This window comes from Shewanella sp. T24-MNA-CIBAN-0130 (assembly GCF_040310185.1).
Taxonomy (GTDB): Bacteria; Pseudomonadota; Gammaproteobacteria; order Enterobacterales; family Shewanellaceae; genus Shewanella; species Shewanella psychromarinicola.
The window spans coordinates 25,551-46,634 of sequence record NZ_JBEOPP010000038.1; the positions used below are offsets into that span (position 1 = coordinate 25,551).

The 21,084-nt window shown below is 43.3% G+C and carries 14 protein-coding genes and 4 pseudogenes; 9 read left to right on the forward strand and 9 right to left on the reverse strand.

What is annotated here, in order from left to right:
- Window positions 1-305: 305 nt before the first annotated feature.
- The 7 genes and pseudogenes from AAEZ02_RS14830 to AAEZ02_RS14860 all read left to right on the forward strand — a co-directional run.
- Window positions 306-1,667 (forward strand): annotated as a pseudogene (locus tag AAEZ02_RS14830) (IS4 family transposase); the annotation flags it as partial.
- A 21-nt stretch (window positions 1,668-1,688) separates the two neighbouring features.
- Window positions 1,689-1,844 (forward strand): annotated as a pseudogene (locus AAEZ02_RS14835) (sugar transferase); the annotation flags it as partial.
- A gap of 216 nt (window positions 1,845-2,060) precedes the next feature.
- Entirely contained in the window at window positions 2,061-3,995 is a 1,935-nt protein-coding gene (locus tag AAEZ02_RS14840; RefSeq protein ID WP_351123797.1) for a polysaccharide biosynthesis protein, read from the forward strand.
- A 495-nt stretch (window positions 3,996-4,490) separates the two neighbouring features.
- On the forward strand, window positions 4,491-5,840 hold the full coding sequence (glmM, locus tag AAEZ02_RS14845) for a phosphoglucosamine mutase (protein ID WP_351123800.1): 1,350 nt from the start codon (window positions 4,491-4,493) through the stop codon (window positions 5,838-5,840).
- A 106-nt stretch (window positions 5,841-5,946) separates the two neighbouring features.
- Window positions 5,947-6,093, forward strand: a pseudogene (locus AAEZ02_RS14850) (hypothetical protein); the annotation flags it as partial.
- Between the two features lie 209 nt (window positions 6,094-6,302).
- Complete coding sequence (locus AAEZ02_RS14855; protein ID WP_124013248.1) at window positions 6,303-6,629, forward strand: helix-turn-helix domain-containing protein; 327 nt, start codon at window positions 6,303-6,305, stop codon at window positions 6,627-6,629.
- Window positions 6,622-7,851 (forward strand): type II toxin-antitoxin system HipA family toxin, encoded by a 1,230-nt coding sequence (locus AAEZ02_RS14860; protein ID WP_351123803.1) that lies wholly within the window; start codon window positions 6,622-6,624, stop codon window positions 7,849-7,851. The genes AAEZ02_RS14855 and AAEZ02_RS14860 overlap by 8 nt, the downstream gene beginning before the upstream one ends.
- Before the next feature lie 61 nt (window positions 7,852-7,912).
- Here AAEZ02_RS14860 and AAEZ02_RS14865 read toward each other — a convergent pair whose 3' ends face one another.
- Complete coding sequence (locus AAEZ02_RS14865) at window positions 7,913-8,107, reverse strand: hypothetical protein (protein WP_124013250.1); 195 nt, start codon at window positions 8,105-8,107, stop codon at window positions 7,913-7,915.
- A 452-nt stretch (window positions 8,108-8,559) separates the two neighbouring features.
- Between AAEZ02_RS14865 and AAEZ02_RS14870 the strand changes: the two genes are divergently transcribed.
- Complete coding sequence (locus tag AAEZ02_RS14870; protein WP_351123806.1) at window positions 8,560-9,756, forward strand: J domain-containing protein; 1,197 nt, start codon at window positions 8,560-8,562, stop codon at window positions 9,754-9,756.
- Between the two features lie 127 nt (window positions 9,757-9,883).
- Here AAEZ02_RS14870 and AAEZ02_RS14875 read toward each other — a convergent pair whose 3' ends face one another.
- The 5 genes from AAEZ02_RS14875 to AAEZ02_RS14895 form a co-directional block, all read right to left on the reverse strand.
- On the reverse strand, window positions 9,884-11,050 hold the full coding sequence (locus tag AAEZ02_RS14875) for an Arm DNA-binding domain-containing protein (RefSeq protein ID WP_351123809.1): 1,167 nt from the start codon (window positions 11,048-11,050) through the stop codon (window positions 9,884-9,886).
- A gap of 340 nt (window positions 11,051-11,390) precedes the next feature.
- Window positions 11,391-12,647, reverse strand: coding sequence for a hypothetical protein (locus AAEZ02_RS14880; protein ID WP_351089065.1), 1,257 nt, complete (start codon window positions 12,645-12,647; stop codon window positions 11,391-11,393).
- 12 nt (window positions 12,648-12,659) lie between these two features.
- The gene (locus tag AAEZ02_RS14885; RefSeq protein WP_351123812.1) at window positions 12,660-15,539 is read right to left on the reverse strand and encodes a site-specific integrase; all 2,880 of its coding nucleotides are present in this window, start codon (window positions 15,537-15,539) and stop codon (window positions 12,660-12,662) included.
- 4 nt (window positions 15,540-15,543) lie between these two features.
- Window positions 15,544-17,127 (reverse strand): site-specific integrase, encoded by a 1,584-nt coding sequence (locus AAEZ02_RS14890; protein WP_351123815.1) that lies wholly within the window; start codon window positions 17,125-17,127, stop codon window positions 15,544-15,546.
- Complete coding sequence (locus AAEZ02_RS14895; RefSeq protein ID WP_192115886.1) at window positions 17,124-17,657, reverse strand: hypothetical protein; 534 nt, start codon at window positions 17,655-17,657, stop codon at window positions 17,124-17,126. The genes AAEZ02_RS14890 and AAEZ02_RS14895 overlap by 4 nt, the downstream gene beginning before the upstream one ends.
- A 924-nt stretch (window positions 17,658-18,581) precedes the next feature.
- Here AAEZ02_RS14895 and AAEZ02_RS14900 point away from each other — a divergent pair.
- Window positions 18,582-18,851: a hypothetical protein gene (locus AAEZ02_RS14900; protein WP_351123818.1), complete on the forward strand. Its 270-nt coding sequence runs from the start codon at window positions 18,582-18,584 to the stop codon at window positions 18,849-18,851.
- Window positions 18,852-18,936: 85 nt separating this feature from the next.
- Here the strand turns inward: AAEZ02_RS14900 and AAEZ02_RS14905 are convergent, their stop codons facing one another.
- From AAEZ02_RS14905 to AAEZ02_RS14915, 3 genes and pseudogenes are all read right to left on the reverse strand, one after another.
- Window positions 18,937-19,206 (reverse strand): hypothetical protein, encoded by a 270-nt coding sequence (locus AAEZ02_RS14905; protein WP_244212476.1) that lies wholly within the window; start codon window positions 19,204-19,206, stop codon window positions 18,937-18,939.
- 128 nt (window positions 19,207-19,334) lie between these two features.
- Window positions 19,335-20,357: a HipA domain-containing protein gene (locus AAEZ02_RS14910; protein ID WP_351123821.1), complete on the reverse strand. Its 1,023-nt coding sequence runs from the start codon at window positions 20,355-20,357 to the stop codon at window positions 19,335-19,337.
- 73 nt (window positions 20,358-20,430) lie between these two features.
- Window positions 20,431-21,084, reverse strand: a pseudogene (locus tag AAEZ02_RS14915) (transposase); the annotation flags it as partial.

The following is a 21,084-nucleotide window of genomic DNA, read 5'->3' on the forward strand; positions in this document are numbered from 1 at the left end:
TTATCGTGGATCTCAGTGAGTTATACCATAGTCTCCCGAGATGTTGTGATACCGTCATCCTCGTAGTATTTTGTTGAGTAGCGAGTTAGACGACAGTCTAGTATCATGAGCGGAGGAGCTCTGCGACTCTTTTTTCAAAGAGCTGTACACCTGACTCTTCTACACAAATCTGAAGCAAAATGAACTTTGTTAAAAGTTGATGATCAGAGTAGATAACTCAATCAATTTGCAGATTAATAATGTCTATTTTCAACGCAGAGCAATGGTCACACAATCACTTTTAAAACGGTTTCTTTGGTGACCCACGTCGCACTGACCGTGCAATCGAAGTCGCTGCAGATATGGCACGTTGTAGTAGTAAGTCTATCGCTTTATCATGTCAAGGTAATGAGGCTAAAGTTGAAGGGGCTTATCGATTGATCCGTAACGACAACATTTCTCCAGAAGTAATTAGCGCTTCTGGTTTTCAACATACTGCAGAGCTTGCCCAGCCCTATGCTGAGATGTTAGCCATTGATGACACCACTGCGTTGAGTTACAAACATCAAGTAGCACAAGAGCTTGGCAAACTGGGGACGACGACAGATAAATCACGTGGTTGGTGGGTACATTCAACCCTTCTATTAGACAGCTTCACCACTCAGACTATCGGGCTCATTCATCAACAATACTGGCTTCGTCCTAATAATCCTGAAGATGCTGACGAAAAAGAAAGCGGTAAGTGGTCAGAAGCGTCCTATTTCTGCCGTCAACGCTTGGGAAAGCTCATGTCACGGGTCATTTCAGTGTGTGATAGAGAAGCAGACATACTAAATTATATTCAAGATAAACAGAAACATAATGAACGTTTCGTTGTGCGATCGAAACATTCTAGAGCGCTGATAGAGACTAACTCTACGTTATTTGAACATCTTGAGTCACAACCAGAACGGGGTGAATACACTATCGATATCGCCCAGAAAGGGACAAAAAATAGTAAAGGGAAGCCTGTAAACCGCGTGGCAAGAAAAGCCAAGCTAACAATTAAAGTGGCACAGGTTACGTTCAAAACGAAAGGTGAGACTAAGCCAGTAAACGTGGTGTACGCACAAGAAAAAACATCAAAAAGCGTTACTGAGCCGTTGCGCTGGGTGCTATTAACAACAGAGCCAACCGATACGTTAACTCAAGCACTTCATATTATTGATATTGACACAGCAAGATGGCGAATTGAGGATTTTCATAAAGCATGGAAAACGGGTGCAGGAGCTGAGCGCCAAAGAATGACAGGGCCTAAGGACTTAGAAAGAGCGGTTTCAATCTTAGCTTTTATCGGCGTCCGTTTACTGCAACTCAGAGAAGCCATCACCCTCCCTTATTATTTACGTAAGAAAGGGCTGGTTGAGGAGGCCAAAGCAGTGGAGACTCAATGCTGTGACACGGTGCTCGAAGAAGATGAATGGAAGGTGCTAATGCGGTTTAATAAGCCTAGAGGGCATAAAGATAAAGGAGCACCGAGTCTGAAATGGGCGTATCAATCAATCGCAAAGTTGGGTGGTTTCACCGATACCAAACGAACAGGCATCGCAAGCTGGACGGCGGTTTGGGAAGGTTGGAGTACATTACAGTCTCATGTTGTAGGCTACCGAGTCGCGAAAGAAATGATTGCTGATGGCGAGAGCTTATGAGATCTGATCAAGAGACAGGCGTTAGCCCTAATACACAATATTGATATGTCTACGCCTAAGTTGCTTGCTGAAACAGATAAACAGATGATCAATTCTTTAACGTTAGGACTTTATATAAAATATATCCTCATGACATTAACCGGCAGTGGTACTGGAGATGCCGCAAAATCTAAGTAGTATAATTTTGTAATTTATTTTTATTATTTTTATTATTTGTATTATTTTTAACTTGTACTTTTTACTTTTTACTTTTACTTTTTACTTTTACTTTTTACTTTTACTTTTTACTTTTACTTTTTACTTTTACTTTTACTTTTTCCTATTTATTATTTGCAGTAATCATACCTAATATATTTTTGGGGCTTATGATTTTTAGTATTTTGGAGCTTAAAAATGGATTTTTTGCAACATGTGTTTGCTTTACCCCGTCGTCAAAAACGATTGATCAGTTTATTGATCGATTCAGTCTTTATGTTATTGGCTTATTGGAGTGCTTTATTAGTCCGTTTAGATAATATATCGGTTTTGATTGAGCCGGGTTATTGGATTGTTATTGCCACCGTGATCCCCATTAGTTTATTCGCCTTTATGCGGTTAGGTCTTTATCGTGCGGTATTACGTTACATGGGCTTGCAGGCATTAGTGGCGATTATAGTGGGGGTTATTATTTCAACCCTGTCATTGGTGTTGGTTTCATTTTATGTCGATGTTATTACCCCTCGCACAGTACCGATAATTTATACTGCTTTTGCACTAGTGCTAGTGGGTGGTTCACGCGCGGTAGTTCGCTCGCTGGTTGGTAGAGGAATGAAGCGGGTTGGTGAACCGGTGATTATTTACGGTGCGGGTGTGAGCGGCCGCCAGTTACTGAGCTCGTTAGCACAAAGCCATGAGTATTATCCATTTGCGTTTGTTGATGACGACGTTTCCTTGCATGGCACGGTGATCCAAGGAGTACATGTTCATTCTCCGTCTATTATTCGTAAATTGATTAAACAGAAATCGGCCCAAAAAGTGTTACTAGCCATACCCAGTGCCTGTCGAGCGAGGCGCAAAGCGATATTAAATGATCTTGAACCCTTGGCGGTACAGATATTAACCATTCCAGCCATGCCTGATTTGGTTAATGGCTCCAAGCATTACAGTGATCTTAAAGAAGTTGAAATTGATGATTTGCTTGGTCGTGATGCGGTTGCGCCTAATGAAGATCTTTTAAGCGCTAATATTAAAGACAAAGTGGTGATGGTGACGGGCGCGGGTGGCTCTATTGGGTCTGAATTATGTCGGCAGATTTTAAAACAGTCGCCTAATAAATTAGTTCTGTTTGAGTTGTCTGAATTTGCCTTATATGCCATTGATCGTGAATTAAATGCCATTGCAAGCGAACTTGGCTTAAGCGTGCAGATTTTTCCTATGATGGGCTCGGTTCAGCGTGAAAACCGAGTACAAGCTGTTATGGAGTCTTTTGGGGTGCAAACGGTTTACCATGCTGCAGCGTATAAACATGTGCCTTTGGTAGAGCATAACGTAGTCGAAGGTGTACGTAATAATGTATTTGGTACTCTTTACACTGCCCGTGCTGCTATAGCCGCAAGGGTTGAGACATTCGTGTTGATTTCAACTGATAAAGCGGTGCGACCTACCAATGTGATGGGCACGACTAAGCGTATGGCTGAGCTAGTGTTACAGGCTCTGTCTCGCGAAAATCATCGCACCCGTTTTTGTATGGTGCGCTTTGGTAATGTGCTCGGTTCATCGGGTTCTGTGGTGCCGTTGTTTAGATCTCAAATCGCTAGTGGTGGCCCCATGACCGTTACCCACCCTGATATCACGCGTTACTTTATGACTATACCTGAAGCATCGCAATTGGTTATTCAAGCTGGCGCTATGGGTAAAGGTGGTGATGTGTTTGTGCTGGATATGGGTAAGTCGGTAAAAATTGTTGATTTAGCCGCCAAGATGATCCGCCTAAGTGGTTATGACGTTCGCAGTGATGAAAACCCAGACGGTGATATAGCCATTGAATTTAGTGGATTACGCCCTGGTGAGAAGTTATACGAAGAACTGCTTATTGGTGATGATGTTACCGGCACTGACCATGAACGGATTATGACGGCAAATGAGTCTTATCTGACGTGGGCTGAATATTCAATCATTCTTGAACGTTTAGACCAGGCTTGTCATGAATTTAATCATGAAGCTATTCGTTATATTTTACTTAATACGCCTACGGGTTTTGCGCCGACAGATGGTATATGCGATTTAGTCTATCAACAAAAAGCAAAGAATATTGCATCGACTAAAAAAGTGATGAATCTGGTCTATTAATCTAATGCAAAAGCAAAAGCAAAAGCAAGAGCCTAGATATTAGATGACAGGCGATGGCGAGCGAAAGTGCGGTGGCAGGCGATAACAAGAGATGACAAGCGAAAGTGCGGTCACAGGCGATAACAAGAGATGACAAGCGAACGCTTCGCTTACGGAAAAAGCTATAAAGAGCGGTGACAAGCGGTGGCAGCCGATAACAAGAGATGACGAGCGAAAGTGCGGTGGCAGGCGATAACAAGAGATGACAAGCGAACGCTTCGCTTACGGAAAAAGCGAAAGCTATAACAAGCGAAAGTGCGGTCACAGGCGATAAAAAGTGATATTAAGCTGCAATTAAGAGCGATATCCAGCGCTGGAAAGCGTAATGTGCTATATTCGCGCGCAATTCCGCTTACCCGCATGTAGACATTCGGTTTTGCTTGTCCGTTTACTCGCTCGATATCGCTTGTTATCTGCTATCTCGCTTGTTATCGATTATTTTATATTGGAGTTTTTATGTCTCGTAAGTATTTTGGCACCGATGGTGTGCGTGGGAAAGTAGGGACGTTTCCGATCACCCCTGATTTTGCAATGAAGTTGGGTTGGGCGGCGGGTAAGGTTTTAGCGTCTACTGGTACCCAAGAAGTATTGGTTGGTAAAGATACCCGCAGTAGCGGTTATATGTTTGAATCGGCTATGCAGGCTGGGCTATCAGCTGCGGGCGTAAACGTGGCACTCGTTGGCCCTATGCCAACGCCAGCGGTGGCGTATTTAGCCTCGACCTTTAGAGCGGATGCGGGGGTAGTGATTAGTGCATCACATAATCCTTTTTATGATAACGGCATTAAGTTTTTCTCCAATGATGGCACTAAGCTAAATGATGAGCAGGAGCTCGCCATTGAAGCGCTGTTAGAGCAAGCCCTTAATCATAATGCTATGCAGTGTGTGGCGTCTGAAGATTTGGGTAAAGTAAGGCGTATTAATGATGCAGCCGGCCGTTACATTGAGTTTTGTAAAGGGGTGTTTGCTAAAGACTTAACCTTAGCAGGGCTTAAAATTGTGGTCGATAGTGCTAATGGTGCGGCTTATCATATTGCGCCCAATGTGTACCGTGAGTTAGGTGCTGAAGTGATTAGCATTAATGACAAACCTAATGGAGTTAACATTAATGACCGTTGCGGCGCGACCCATTTAGACAGTTTGCAAACGGCTGTGATGGCACATGAAGCTGATTTAGGTATTGCGATGGACGGTGATGCTGATCGGGTTATGTTTGTTGATCATAATGGGCATGTAGTAGACGGTGACCAAATTTTGTATATTTTGGCCAAGTCTGCCAAACAGCAAGGCACAATGACCGGCGGTGTGGTTGGGACGTTAATGTCTAACCTTGGCCTTGAGATTGCCTTAAAAGCACTGGATATTCCGTTTAAACGCGCCAAAGTGGGTGACCGTTATGTGGTTGAACAATTAAAACAGACTGGCTGGCGCATAGGCGGTGAAGGCTCTGGGCATATTTTACATCTTGACCATGCATCCACTGGCGATGCTGTAGTGGCGTCGTTATTAGTGTTGCAAGCGGTATTACAATCGGAGCAATCGTTGGCCGAGATAGTATCTGGCATGAATAAATTACCCCAGGTGCTGCTCAATATTCGGTTAATTGCTAACAATGCCAATGAAATCCTCGCCTCTGACGCCGTTAAACAAGCGGTAATTGAAGCTGAAGCGGTACTCGCTGAAAACGGCCGCGTACTACTACGCAAATCCGGCACAGAACCACTCATCCGCGTAATGGTAGAGTCTACCGACATCGAAATGTCAAAAGCACAAGCAGAGCATATCGCTAAAGCGGTTCGTGGCTAGGCTATATTACAGCTTGCTACAAATGAAACATAAAAACAGGTGATTTGCTTAGCAGTCACCTGTTTTTATATGTGCACTTTTTGTTTAACAAAAATCTATTACGATGATATTTGTTCGTGTTGTTGTCAATAGCGAAACGATAGTGCAATTTTTCGGGCAATTAAGAGATAAATACCCACTCAATCACAAGCTGCACCTCATCCTGGATGGAGCGGGATATCACCGAGCGAATGTGATCAACGACTCGGCTCTTAAAACGAGGTATTTTGTAAACTCGCTACTCTAATTACTGCCCATTGTCCCATCTGCCTACAGCAAGTGAGTGCGCTATAGTTTATCTATAATTACGCATCATAATAGCTCTTATGATATACAATAACTAATCACTCTTGTGTTATTTTGGTTAGGGTGATATGTTTTTATATATAATTTTTCTTTAGTGATGCATTAAGACGTATTGAAATGAGCTATGTAACAGAGCAGATATTAGAAAGCCTTCGAGACGCTCGGGTACGTAAGGGGTTTAGCCAGAGAGAGCTGAGCGCTCGTTCGGGTGTACCGCAAAGCCATATATCGAAAATCGAGTCTGGTGGCGTTGATTTAAGAATGTCCAGTTTGATTGCACTTGCCCGTGTACTCGACCTAGAGTTATTTGTCGCACCTAAAAAGTCTGTTCCTGCCATCAAGTCGATCATTCGAAGTAGTAACGGTACTCATAATAACGGTCTTAGCGATGAAAGTGAGCAAATGTCGCCAGCATACCAGTTAGAGGAAGACGACGATGACTAATAATGTCTCTACGTTAAACGTTTTGCTCTATGGTGAACCCATCGCAACGATCACTAATGTGGGCAATGACAGAACGCTATTTGCCTTTATGGATCCGTACATTAATGACGAATCACGGCCCGTATTAGGGCTTGGCTTTAAAGATTCGCTAGGTGGCTTGCTGACCAACTTCAAACCTACCCAAACCAAGTTAACCCCATTTTTCTCTAATCTTTTGCCAGAAGAAACCATGCGTAATTACCTGGCAGAGCGTGCTGGTGTGAACCCTGCGCGGGAATTTTTTCTATTGTGGGTGCTAGGGCAGGATTTAGCTGGCGCGATCACGGTTGAACCGGCCGATGGTGAAGCGCTGCCGCCTAATGTGCATCAAGACATTGAAGGTGAAACGAAAATTGAAGCTCCAATGCGCTTTTCATTGGCGGGTGTGCAGTTGAAGTTTTCAGCCGTACAACAAGTAAACGGCGGTTTGACCATTCCTGCTACGGGCACCGGTGGCTCTTGGATTGTGAAATTGCCGTCGTCTCGATTTGAGGCTGTACCAGAAAATGAATATTCGATGATGGAATTGGCTCGAATGTTGGGAATGGAGGTGCCAGAGACTCAGCTACTTTCCATTGACCAGATTGCCAATATTCCAGAAGGCATTGGCAAATATGGCAGCTCTTTTAAAAATGCTCAGACTTTTGCGATCAAGCGTTTTGACCGTGCAGATGGTCAAGCTGTGCACATTGAGGACTTTGCGCAAGTTTTTGGTGTCTATCCTCAAGATAAATACAAAAAAGCTAGTATGCGGAATATTGCTCAGGTTATCGGCATCGAAGGTCAAGACGAGGACATCGCAGAATTTACTCGCAGGTTAGTGTTCAATACGTTAATTGGCAATGCCGATATGCATTTGAAAAATTGGTCTGTGATTTATAAAGACAAGCGCACCGCATCGATTGCACCTGCTTATGACTTTGTCTCGACCATTCCTTATATCCCAGATGATAGTGCGTCGCTCAAGGTTAGCCGTAGCAAAAAATTCAGCGATTTCACGTTGGATGAGTTATCACACTTAGCCGCTAAGGCCATGCTGCCAGAAAAATTGGTGTTAGATACCGCCAAGCAAACCGTAGCAGGCTTCCATGAGGTATGGGCGAAAGAAAAAGCGCATTTACCACTTACCAAGTCGATGATTGAAGCAATCGAGACACACTTACGAAGCATACCGCTACGCTAAAATGAGAACCGACGCGTACAGAAATGCATAGGCGTCGGTCATATTGGGTTGAAGATTATGTTTAGTGACTTGTTTTGTCAATCATTGCCCCTGGTTGCCCCATTCCTTGGGGCGTTCGAGCTTCATCTATCCATCCTCTAAAGCTTGCGATATAAAGTTTTGCCCCATTGTCCCAACTACCCACAGTAAGTGAGCAAATGGTGGGTAGGCTAGTTTCTCCTGATTGGCTTTTTTGGCATACGGCTGCGTTTACCATCTGTAACCATCCCTTATATCGATCATATTTTAAGAAAGTTTTCCTCATTTATCCGCTGACGCAATTTGGGCGGTAAATCAGTCAGTGATCCATGCGCCATCGGCCAAGTTCAACAAACATTTTATGCCTTGCAAACTCAAGACAAGAAAACACTAAAGCGAATTAATAAGCTTGGCTGCTTGGCTGCCTGGCTGCCTGGCTGCTAGGTTCTAGGGCGCTGCTCGATTACGTCGTTCCGGTAACGCTGTTAAAGCCGGAACCCAGGTGTTCGCTTTTAATTGTTCAGGAGATGGGGCGCTGCAAAGGGGGAAATTGAAAGTAAACGGCGGTGACAAGCACAGCGCCCTATACATTTAGTCACCAAGAACCTAGTCTGTAATGGTTGATGAAAACGGCATCATTCTTGATAATACACTCACTGAAATCAAAAAAACTTCAATACGGTACTCTGCATGACATTAATGACCATTATCGACAACTCTGAGCTCAACACATCTAACAAACAGTGGCAAAAGCTCGACAAATTGTGGCAAGACGTCGAAAAGAAGCAAACTCGTAATCAACGCTATCGAGCTAAATTAGATGACTTTTACGAAGAATTTAAGCCGCTAATAGAGTCAAAAGAGCATGTTGTGTGTGCTGCGACCGGAAAGTGGGTCCAACATTTACTAACGTTTGTGCCACGCAAAACGATTAAGGGTAACCAAAGGGTTGAACTTTATGGTTGGATTGAAGAAGAGCTCACTATACTTGAGGCCAACCCATTTAATCCCATTGGCACAACTGATTTGCGAGAGCTTTTTACATCGTTATTGATTGATTTTCAATCGGCTATGCCAAAGCAAACGGTGAGTGATGATGAACTTGAGGCTCTACGGGAAGATCTGTTTGGCATGTTCGGTGAGTGGTTGCCTTTAAGTGATGATGAGCTGACTGACATGATCCACAATCCTGAAGACTTTCAAGCTTATATTGAAGAAATGCTCAGCCAAAGACATAAGGCTGAAGCACAAGATGAAGGTGAGGATGAAGGTGAGGATGAAGGTGAGTGGGATGAGCCCGCCTGGGGTAATATGGGAGATGACTTTTCATTCGAAAAGCGTGGATCTGACCAGACGATGAGCTCAGCGCTATTTGAAAATAAAGCGATGACGAAACTGTATCGACAACTCGCGAATCAACTTCATCCTGATAAGGAGCAAGATCTTGAGCAAAAAGCCTTAAAGAAGGACTTAATGCAGCTTCTTTCCCAGGCTAAAAAAGATAAAGATGCGCTCGCGTTGTTGATGATGGCGCAAGAACACCTGCCTGAGTATAAGCTTAAAGCAGACGAGGACATGATAAAGCGAGTTGAAGCCGCGTTATATTCAAAAATAGTGTCATTAAACCAAGAACATCAATTTATGCAGCATGGCAACGACATTAAATCGGAAATTTGGCGTCGTTTTGGCGGTGGCGGGAAGGCGTCGCGCGCAAAAACGTTGCAACAGTATGGCGATCTGCTGATCATTGAAGCTGAAGCATTATTCGCTAAAGTTGGCAAGGTTTCGACTGTGCAGGCCATGCGTAAAGAATTAAGTGAGCGGATCCATCAACAGGAATTGAATGACATGATGAATTATGGAATGTTTGAAGGCTTTTTGGATTAGATTTTGTTTGTCGAGATGTCATCGCTGACGTTTTAAGCGTTTGGCATACTCACTTCATCTATTATGATGGGGTCTTAATCCAAGCCACTATAGACCTTGTCACAGTGTCTATAGTGGCTAAGGTTTTTTAGCCCAGTCCCTCGCTTTTCATCAATGAGTCAAATGCACTACCATCAAGGCGAGAAGCATTGGCAACATAGGGGGCGTAGACTTCAAACAGTAGTCGTGTGTCGCTGTGTCCTAACATGTGCGAAATGTAAAGCGGGTTCTCATGAGCCGCAATATGCAGCACTGCGGCGGTATGGCGTGTTTCATAAGGTCGACGGAGTTTTAAGCCTGCGGCTTTTAAGGTGGGGAACCACAATTTACGACTTATAAAATGCGTTGAAGGTGGTAAGCCTGTCGGCGCGATAAATACAAAGTTAGATCGTCCGGTTTTAACGGCTTGAATACGTTTAAACGCATCAAATACGGTGTCACACATCTTAAGCTCACGGCGTGATTTTGGTGTTTTTACATCACCCACTTCACCATTAACCCAATTTTGACGAACGCGAATTAATCGATGGTCAAAATCAATGTGGTCCCACTCTAAACCATGCACCTCACAGCTGCGCATGCCCGTCCAGAAGCGAATGATAAAATAGTCTTTCCATTTTTGTGGAACCTTCACAAGAAACTTGCGGACCTCATCGATGGTCATCGGATTCGATTCCGCTTTTTCTTCTTTGAAGGCCTTATAACGTCTCAGTGGATACTCAAACTTATACTCTTCTGCTGCTAAGCTGATAATGGCAACCAAAGGCCAGAGGATAAAATTAATTCGCCGATTAGACAATAAACGAGAACCGTCTTCTTTTACCCCATCACTTAAGTCCTGACGGAAGTAATCCACCTGTGACAGCGATAGTTCGTTGACTAATGTATTGCCGAAGTGGGGGATAAGGTATTTATCCAATGCACTGCGCACCGTATCTCGATAGCTGTTTTTCCAGGTGGCTTTTTTTCGTTCAAACCACTGGTTCGCAAATTCATCAAAGAAGGGGTGTTGACGGTCGGGGTGAGTGGCGCGTTGCAGTTGTTCAAACTTGACCACTTTTTTACTCTTGGGGAAATAATCACGGTATTGAAAGGTGCCTAAATCAATTTCCGCATTCATTTGCTTGAGTGTGGCTTTGGTTGTCGCGAGGTTTTTAGGGGTGGCCATCAATTGACTGCCTTCACGAAAACGGCAGCCATAAAGATGAAAATCGAACTGAATACGCCCGTTGGGGCGAATACGAATATGGACCATGAAAGGCCTCCATTGATCTCAGATCGTTAAATAGATCTGTCCCTTACCAATGGAATTCGTTAGAATTTAGCCATCGGCTGAGTTCTGATTAAAGGTCGGTGCAGCCGGTACGGGGGAGAGTGGTTGCCGCCACTCTCTCCCAACTGCTATTTAAGGGTAACTCAACTCACAAAACGCGCAAGTCAATCACCTCAGTGTGTCTTCCCAATAGGCTAAAAATATAGCTTATTCGTTAACCAGTTCCAGTTATATACCCAGTACTGTGTATTTGTCCAGTGTTTTATTGTACTTATTCAAACAACACATCAACATAATGCAGCACGCCCGTTTTATTCCGAAATCAAACATCCTTAAAACCAAATAAATCATCCTGGCTATGTGTATCGCCATCAGCATTCTGCTGTTTTAGCATGATCTCTAGTCTGGCTTTCGACTGCAGTACCAGTTCCATTTTCGGGGAAGCATATTCGATATCTGTGATACTTTGGTAAGGCTCGGCATTATCTCTGTCGTTATAAAACCCCAACTTTAGCCCTCCTTGCTCATTAATTAATACCGCGATTTTCATTTGTTCAGCATTGGTAATATCTTTAATTCGCACATGATTTAGCTGACTCAGATTGATGCTGTATAACGAGGGCTTGTGACAATCGATGTGTTTTGTGCGAATAAAACGGTTACTGCCGGTCTCTTCAACTAAGCTGGCAAGCATGACATAGTCTTTATCGATATAGAGTAGTGCTTGATTGGCTTTTTTGAGTGGCGTAATCGACAAATATTTTTTGAGATCTTCTTTAAAATCATAAATGTTGATGAAAATTTTTACCTCGACCCGATACGCTGTTTCTTTTTTTAATCGATATTCACGCAGTGATGCTAACGAGCTTGAGTTCACGCTGTGACCATCACTAAATATTGCGCGTTCATCATCTAGATAATACAGGATCTGTTCTGCATCAGTGTTATGACAGATCCGTTCTAGTTGTACCACGCTATCTTTGTTCAGCAATATGCCATGTGTTACTTCCATATTCTCTGGTAGCGCACAGGTCTGAATATTGTTGTCACGCTCAATACGGACTTTTTGTAGCTCTTTATTGAGCTCAAACACATCAAACGGCTGATGGGCCTCGGCGACGTCAAGGATCACCCTCGCCGAATCAGTAGGTAGTGACTGGTAAGCTTGGTTTTTATGCTGTTCAAGAAAAGCAAGATGCTCCTCGATTGGCGGTTTAGCTTGAATGTATAGACGAGATACTTGTGCCATCAGGGCATTGAGTATCGGTAACTTTTGCTGTTTACCATACTCGACTTCGATAGTGATTGGGTTTCTATTTAACGTGTTATCTAGTTCAGCCCGCCACCATGTACCGAAGCTACTTGCACATAACGACCATTGACCTTTTTTGAGTCCCCAGTCACTGCTAAGTGGCAATTGAACCATAGAGGGGAAATCGCTCTGACCTCCGATTAAATAGCCCAGTTCTTTGTTCTCTATCACCACAGTGACATAAGGAATAGGATCTCTATCACTGATAGCGTTAACCAGGTGGCTAATGCCTTGTTTACGGTCTGCATTGAATTCAAGTTTTGGCATGGTGGGATCCTTTTAAGTCGTGATAGTTAATAGATCAGCAAAATACTGCGCTAGTGGGCGTTTGAATATTATTGCTGAAAATGGTGTGTGCAATATGATGTTAAGACTGGTGTCACCAACTGGTATAACGTTATGCAACACTGTGTCTTGCTTGCGAGCAAAGTGGCTTTTGATCAATTCAAGCTTATGACTGTTAAGGCTTTTTCGATTTTGCACTAAAGTCAATTTTGCATTGAATGATTTGAGAAACCCTTGATGACATAAGCTCTGAAATGCTTTAAGTGTTCGTTGGTTGCAGGGGCAATTAAATACAATATCTAGCTTGCCTGGCTCATCCGGTCTTGCTAAGTGTTCACTTATGAACGCTTCAGCAATCGTTGCTCCGCCTAAGTGCTTCATCGCGGTGCATTGCTTTTTATCCAACACTAACCCTTGGTGTTGCCCCAACAGCATCCACGCTTGGCTCAGGGACCTCATTGTAAGCTCTCCAGTTGTTAACTTGCGCATTGCTTGACCATTTATAAGATGAAATACTTGCCCGTTGTGCCATTGTCTTGGTGCGTTAGCAGTCCAAATTTTTAACCATTCATTGTCATCCCATTGCTGTTTAAGCATGGATGCTGGCTGTTTTGGGACGATTCTTTTTAGCAGTTGCGCTTCGCTATAGTAGGGGCGGTAACTTTTTTTAGCTTGTTCAGGCAATGAGGCGTATTGAGGACTAAGTTCAGCAAGTACCCTGGCTATATCATTTGAACCAGTGGGCATATCCAAAAGGTAGCGCAACTCATCACGGCTATAGTGGCGTTGGTGTGGCTTAAAAAGCGGGATGATCCTTTCAAGTCCATGCAAGTAATGACGTCGAGTTGTTGCATAGTGAGCATGGCCAAATTGAGCGCTAATCACATCAAAAACAAGGCTGTCGTTTACCTCGCTAAAATCACGCCCTTCTAGCCAAAAGCTAAAGCGTGCTAAGCAATTCTGTTTGGTCAACATTGTTTGCATTGCTCTATCATCGAGCAAACAGGCCAAATGGTTATCTTCTCGTTCATAGGCTAAATGTAACCCTTGCAGATAAGTGAGCTCAATACCTGAATGACGTAAATGATGGAAGCGTACCTGAGGGCCGAACATCCCTTTAAGCACCTGTGTTACCGGGTATAAATAATGACTTGCGCGTGACGCAATGGATTCACCACATAATGCCAATAGCGGTTGTGCGTGATCACTCTCTGCATGGATTTTAATGACAATACGTACAAGTTTGGCTGCTACTTCAGGCATGACAATATACACATGGCGAGTTTGTCGATTTTTAGTTCGGCCTTCAGCAGTTTTTGTGATGGTGAGCTGAAAATGGTTATTCTGATTGAAGGCTTGACGAATATCCCCCACACGAAGGCGTAATACCTCGCCACGACGTAACGCACCATAGAAGCCAAATAAGGCTGCGACACTGGCAAACAGTCGTTGCAGAGCGTGGCCATTTGATGAAGATAGTAAGTGCTCGATAACTAGGTGTAACTGAGCAACACTCAGCCGAAAGGGATCAACTCGAGCAGGTAAACTAGGCTTTTCAAATTGACTCAAATCAAGGTGATCGGTCAATGGCTGTTGGGACACACTGCGTAAAAACTGGTAGAAATGCCAGGCCTGAGAGTCTTTGTCATTAAGGGTTTCAAATGCTTGCTGCGCCCATAGTGCTAATTTATCGGGCTCGCAAGCCGCTTGATACGTTAACGGAGCAAGGTTTTTGTAAAAGTTGCTGTAGCGGTCGACTGTGTCTGCTGGTAGGTTGTCACGTTTAACTCCGCCCTCAATAAATAACGACTCGCAGAAATGAAACAGAAGCTTAGGCAAGATGTTATCTTGAGTCCAACTGGGCACTAATGGGATTACTGCGGATGCGTTTTTTTTACGGCGGTAAGATTTGATTAATTCTTTGTGTGGCCAATGAGGCTTCCCCGACTTTGAATGAATGGCATCTTGGTTTTCTTGTCGCTGAAATACGATAGGTTGGTAGAGTGATTTTTTGATTGCGAGTGGCAACGTTGGGCTGAAATGTTGAGGTAACGTCGCAACATGGCGTAGAGGATCTGAAATATCGCGCAACAGTTCGGCAGGTACTTGATAATGATGGTGCCACAATGACTGAAACGTTCGTTGCCACTTCGCTTCTGAGCGCGGAGCAAGATAATAAGGCTGCGCAGATAATGCACTATTTAATGCTTTTAAAAGGGCACTTTTTGTTGGTTCCTGAGTTTGCTGTAGCATATATTGTTGTAATAGCCGATAAGCAAACAGTGGCAGTGGTAACCGGGTAAAACTAGGCTGAGTGTTGTTAGCAAATGCCGCGATAGGCGCTGGGTGTGGCACCTTTAGGGTATATTGACCTTCAAAAAATGTGATTGGATCAGTACTACAGAGCACCGCTTGCCAGTAATTTAATGGCAGGGGCGCTACTTCTATGTAGAGCACGACCAGTAACCAAGCTAATTCACTCTGAGATCTACTTTTGGGGGCGGCGAGAAAGCGCTGGCGTTGCTGAGAGTAGCCTCGTAGTACTCTGCCAGCATCGTCGTTGAAGATTTGTATTTCACGCATCCACTCGAGTGCACGATCTTGACACCGCGCCTCTTCTTTTAGAGGCAGCACCCAATCACAGACTTCATAAAGAAATTGTAAGACTTGAGCTTTTGCTCGTTTGAGCCGACGTTGTCGCCCAGTTGGAATGTCGCTTATGGCATTATTTATTTGCTTGAGACTGACTTCACTGAGTTGACGTTGGCTGGCGTGTTGCTCAATCTGTAGACATACCCAATCGATATCGCTGCGTTTTTCTATCACTAGCCCCAAGTCATCATAGTAGCGCTGTAATGTACTGTAATTGAACATATCACTACTCCTCCATGATTGTCGGTAGCTGTAAAAAATCACTGATGCCGTTAAGGTGTTTTTTGAGTTTTCTTTGTGATGCTGGGAAATGCATATCACTGCCAAGGTGCTCACCGAAGGAGGAGTGTCCCATTAGTTGATCAACATCTTGAGTCGATAAGACTGGATCGAGTGACGCCCTTGCGTGCTGAGCAAAAAAATGCCGTAGTTGGTAGGGCACAACCTGAACACTTTGTATGCATTCAGACCAGTACTGCCTCATAAAATAACGCAGTGTCTTTGCTGTGAGAGGCTGCGGTTCACCTACTTCATTGATCTCAAACCACACCATTGGTGAGGGGGTAAACTTTGGGAAAAATTGATTGAGTTGGTGTTTGAGCTGTTCAAATCGCTGGATTGCTTGCTGCAGATAATCAGGGAGCATAATACTGCGCCAGCGTCCCTTGTCGCTAACAATAGCGTATTGAAAGTTAAAGCAGTAAGCCTGTTCAAGCGTAATCGCATGCGTCGGGCGAGCACCTGTTAATACGATGAACAGTAATGCGAGTTCATTCGCGTGAAAATTAACTAACTCACGTAAGGCGCTCGTGGTGTACTGCGGGCGTGTCAGCTGTCGCCCTTGTTGATGTAAATGACGGAAAAAATGCCTTACTTTATCCACCTCCAACATCCGCTGTGACCCAATAGCAAGTGCTTGTGTTTTGACATAGGTTTTGGTTGCTTTAGTGAGATCGAGGTGAAACTCTGCAATGCGGCCCGCTACGAGTAAATGTTCAGGCAGAGGGTCATTTCTATGTAGCAGTGAACGTTCGTTAGCGGTGATGGGAAGCGGCACACTGAGCATCGGTTCGAGCTTCGGATCCATCAGTACTTGACGAAGTCTATCGAGATATCGGGTTTGTGCGTGAAAGATCTCGTAACGTAGCTGATCGCTGTCTTGGGATTGATAGGCACTGGCAGAGTGATGATGCAAGCCTGCTTCACCGAGCAATGTTCGTTTACTGAGTGTCGATAGGCTACTATCAAGATTGGCTAACGTTTTGAAGTAACCAAAAAGTCCATCACGGCGCATGCGGTATCGGCCTGATAATGAGGGTGGGGTTCGCCATTTTGTCGTTACCCAATCAATAAAAGCCTCTTTTTCATGAACGGATAGATCCCAATGCTCGATAGACTGGGTTAAGGCATGGCTAAAGTAAGCATTGAGCCCGTTCGGTAACGGCTGCCACTGCCATTTAATGCCATGTTGTGTGTCGTGTGCCAATGCATACTCGACCCATGAAATATTATTCATACGCACTCGCCGTAGTGCATTGGCTCTGCATGGCTCACTGCCAGTGAGAATGTCTATCGTGGGGATATCGTCAATAGTTTTGCAGTCCACAAGTTCGCCAGTGAGCCAAAGATAGACAAAATAAAACAAATGTCGATCGTAAGGGCTGATCTTTTTGTTAACGCTAGGGTGTCTTTGCGATTTTAATCGATGCAGAGCGGTAAGTAATGTTAACGCTACGCTCATCGACTCAGGGAAGACGCCACCGCTATTTCGTTGACGTGCTTTACGTTTGATAGCACTTAGTTTACTCATGCTTTGCCTTTGCTCTTATCGTCATTGCGGGCTAGCTTCTTGTTGTCTAACCGTATTGCAGATGGCGATACCCCTGCAAATAGTGCTAAGCGGCTTTTCTTTGGCAGAGTATTGGCTGATATCGAATGGGTTGACTTAGCATTATTGAGTCTAGAAGCCAGCGTTTTTAGGTGTGAAGATTGATAGCTGTTTTGCAATGCTGGAAGGGTGAACATTAATGTCGTGATTGTTTGCTCGATGTTATCTGCTGAATGTTGGTATTCACATAAGCTCACTTTTTGTGATTGAGCACAGGGATGTTGTCTCAGTAGAGCAAACAATGGTTCGGGCGTTAAAAGTAGAAAATGCTCATGAGTTACAGATATGACATACAGAGTTATTGTTTTCAGCAAGATATGTATTTCATGCTCATGAAGATGGTCAATCACGCCGGCGGGGGACGGCACCGTTATCTCCTCGCGGAGTAAACTTGCGACCAAAGGATGGTACTCAAGGGTAAAACTGTTAATTAAGCGCTGTTTTGTTTTCATATTTATCATATTTTTATTCTTCATGCGCATATAGATTACGCTTACCGAAATTAATTTTTCACGTCTCTTATTTACTGTCTATTTGTACAGTAATTATTGGTAATTACAATAGATATACTATTTATATTTATTAATAAACCCTTTACTATTCATGATATTACACAAAAAAAATGTTGTTTTTTATTGTGTAATAAACGATTTAGGTGATTTTGATTCATATTTTGGCGAAAGATAAATTGATTGGGATGATGAATTTAAATTGATGTGGATGCACTTATAGATTGTCATTGAGCTTGTCGTGGAGAGTCAATTGATAGTATCCCCCGAACCAATTATTGGCATCTCTGAATGAAATGGCATTACACCTTTTTGATTTTAAAAGTCTAATACAACGAAAATTACCTGATCACATTGTGGAAAAAGCGGTTCCATCATAGTATTTTTTAACATTAGCAATTGTGGATTGCACCGTGCAAAAGGAACAAAATTTTCAATACGAATAATTGATTACGATATTTCTAGTCGAGGCATGATTATTCGCAAGATCCGCTAGAGCAGCGTTAAAGTCGATTTGACGACAAACAACAATTCACTGCACAACATAAAATCAAGGTCTCGACCTTTTTTGTTTTTGTTTGTCGATCTTGTGCACCAGTTTGCTTGGGAGTCTTTGACAGGCCTATGGTAATTGCAGACGATTAATTAGTTTCTTACTTAGGCTGTTGTTGAATAATGTTAACTTCTTGACCTTTTAAATACTGTGGATGATATGGCTGATATGGCTGATATGGATGATATGGATGATATGGATGATATGGTTGATCGGTAAGCAATGGAATGGACACAACCTCACCCATTCGTCCCATATGCTGACAATAGAGTAAACTAGCAGCAGGAGTCTTTTTTATAACCAGTGAGGTTTTTATGAAAAACACGATAAGAGTCGGTGTCGATTTAGCCAAGAACGTTTTCCACATTCATGCTGTTAATGAAAGTGAAGATATTATCTGGCAAGGAAAATATAATCGTACTAACTGGATGAAGGCCATTGTTAAGCGTGTACCGACAACGGCAGTCATTGGCATGGAAGCTGTGGCTCTGCAAATTATTGGGCTCGAGAGCTTCATCTATTTATCCTCTAAAGCTTGCGATATAAAGCTTTGCCCCATTGTCCCAACTACCCACAGTAAGTGAGCAAATGGTGGGTAGGCTAGTTTCTCCTGATTGGCTTTTTTGGCATACGGCTGCGTTTACCATCGAAAAAGGCCAATACTCTGAACTAATAAAGTGATTCTTCATAACTCAGGCTACACGTTGGGCGTGCAAGCGCGATTAGCCCCTGTTTGCGTCCTAGGCTGACAATCACGAAGAACGTGAGCTTTAGCGTAAGCCCAGGGGCGAGTACCACAAATATCATCATGCAATATCGGGTAATTGCATAGCCTAAGCCATGTGGCTGTTCGAGTAAGGCAATGCCAATACACCAACCAAGGCCTGCCAGAATGGCTATTGGAAAGGTAATAGGTGCGAGTCGCATCATAAATTGCATGTTATATCCTTCCTAATTGGATCCGCAGCAGTGTTGGCTACGTTCGTTGGTAATCCCCCCTAAAAAAACCTATTCCACTAATTGGACTGAGTAAATCGTAAAAACACGATCCCACTAAGTGGACGTCTCTATACTTCAATATAAGGTATTTCAACTGCTTGAGCTTTTAAATACTCGGTTCTTGTAAGTATGTTGTCACTCAGTTGCTGAAAATACTTTATATCATTAGCAGAAAAATGAGATTGAGTTTTCAGACTTTCAATCAACGATTCAGTAGATAGTTGTTTTATCACTTTATTTGCCAATTCAGTCAATAACCTAGATAACAGTTTCTTATCGATACCACATGTTTCTGCGAAATCAGCCAGTTGATACGCGTGAATATCATTGGGGTCAAACTCATCTCCCATAGCCATCGCCAACATGTGTTTAAATTGAGGGAACAAAGCGATATTGACGAGATCATAAGCTGGAGTGAATCGTGCGTTATTTCTATCAAAGAATAGTGAAACGTTCTTGCCGTGACTGTCGTAGTTGCTGATCATTAAATTAAACAGTTGCCAGTTTATAAGCCATTGCTTACTTTCAATTGGCGAAGACATATGTTCAGTGAATTCAAATAGCTTTACTAAGCTAGCTCCATCTCGAATATGTTGAACATCTCTTCCGTCACCCAAGTTTCGCTCATATTTGTAGTCTCTTGGTAAATTCAATGCTTGGCAGCCATCGATAACATGACGTCTCATTACTTTGTTGGAGTTGGCAACATATTTGCGGTCAAATCGTTTTACGATGAGCGATGGGTGCGGTCCAAAATGTCTATACTCAACATCAGCAGTTGGCAATCCAACTGCATTAGAGAGCTTCATACAAAAGAATTCGTTCAAGACGAGATTAGGACAGTTTCTCTTTTCAAATTTTAAAATATGGGTAGAACAGAGTGAGCCATCACCAAAGCCAATAGTGCCTTTCTCATCAATAAAAACATTTAATTTATCTTGAACTCCGGCCACGCTGAGACGTGGCTTATCGTCCCATATGAGTAGGCCAAATTCTTCTTTATTGTCGAGTCTTGTAATTAACTCTTCTTCTTCAAGTATTCTAAAAGACGGCTGGTTGTGTTCTTCTTCTAATGACGGTAAAAATGTCACAGCGCCTGCTAAGTCATTTCCAATGGCACGGACTCGGTGTTTTTCAAGGTAGTTGGCACTCTTTACTTAAATTTTAAGCTGCATTTCTTGTTTCTGTTTCAGACTTCTTATCTGGGTTCAGTGTGACTTCACCTACAGCGTCACAATTCCTTATACCGTTTGGCCAGCGTTTAGGATTTCTTGACCTCGCTTCCTCTAGCACTATCTTACGCTTAGATAAAATAGTCCTGTCTTGCATCGCATGACGCTCACTCGGTGACACAAAGTTGAGCTTGCTGTGTTTATGCTTAGTATTGTACCAAGTCACAAATACTTCGACCCATTCTCGTGCTTCGGTGATGCTTTTAAAGCCAGAGCTAGGCCATTCTGGCCGATACTTTAATGTTCTAAACAGCGACTCGGAGTAAGGGTTATCGTTACTGACACTCGGGCGGCTTAATGACGCGGTAACGCCCAACTCTTAAAGCTTGGCTTTCATTGTTAACGACTTCATCGGAGCACCATTATCTGAGTGCAATACCAGTGGCTTCTTAAAGCATTGCTCACGCAGCATATTGCGTTGCATTAACTCGGCCGCTAGCTCACCACATTCACGTTCATGGACTTCATAACCCACAACCTTACGGCTATAAATATCCTCAAACATATATAGATAATAAAAGCGTCCTTTGATGACCGAAGCTAAATAAGTGATATCCCAAGACCACACTTTGTTCGGCCCATCTGC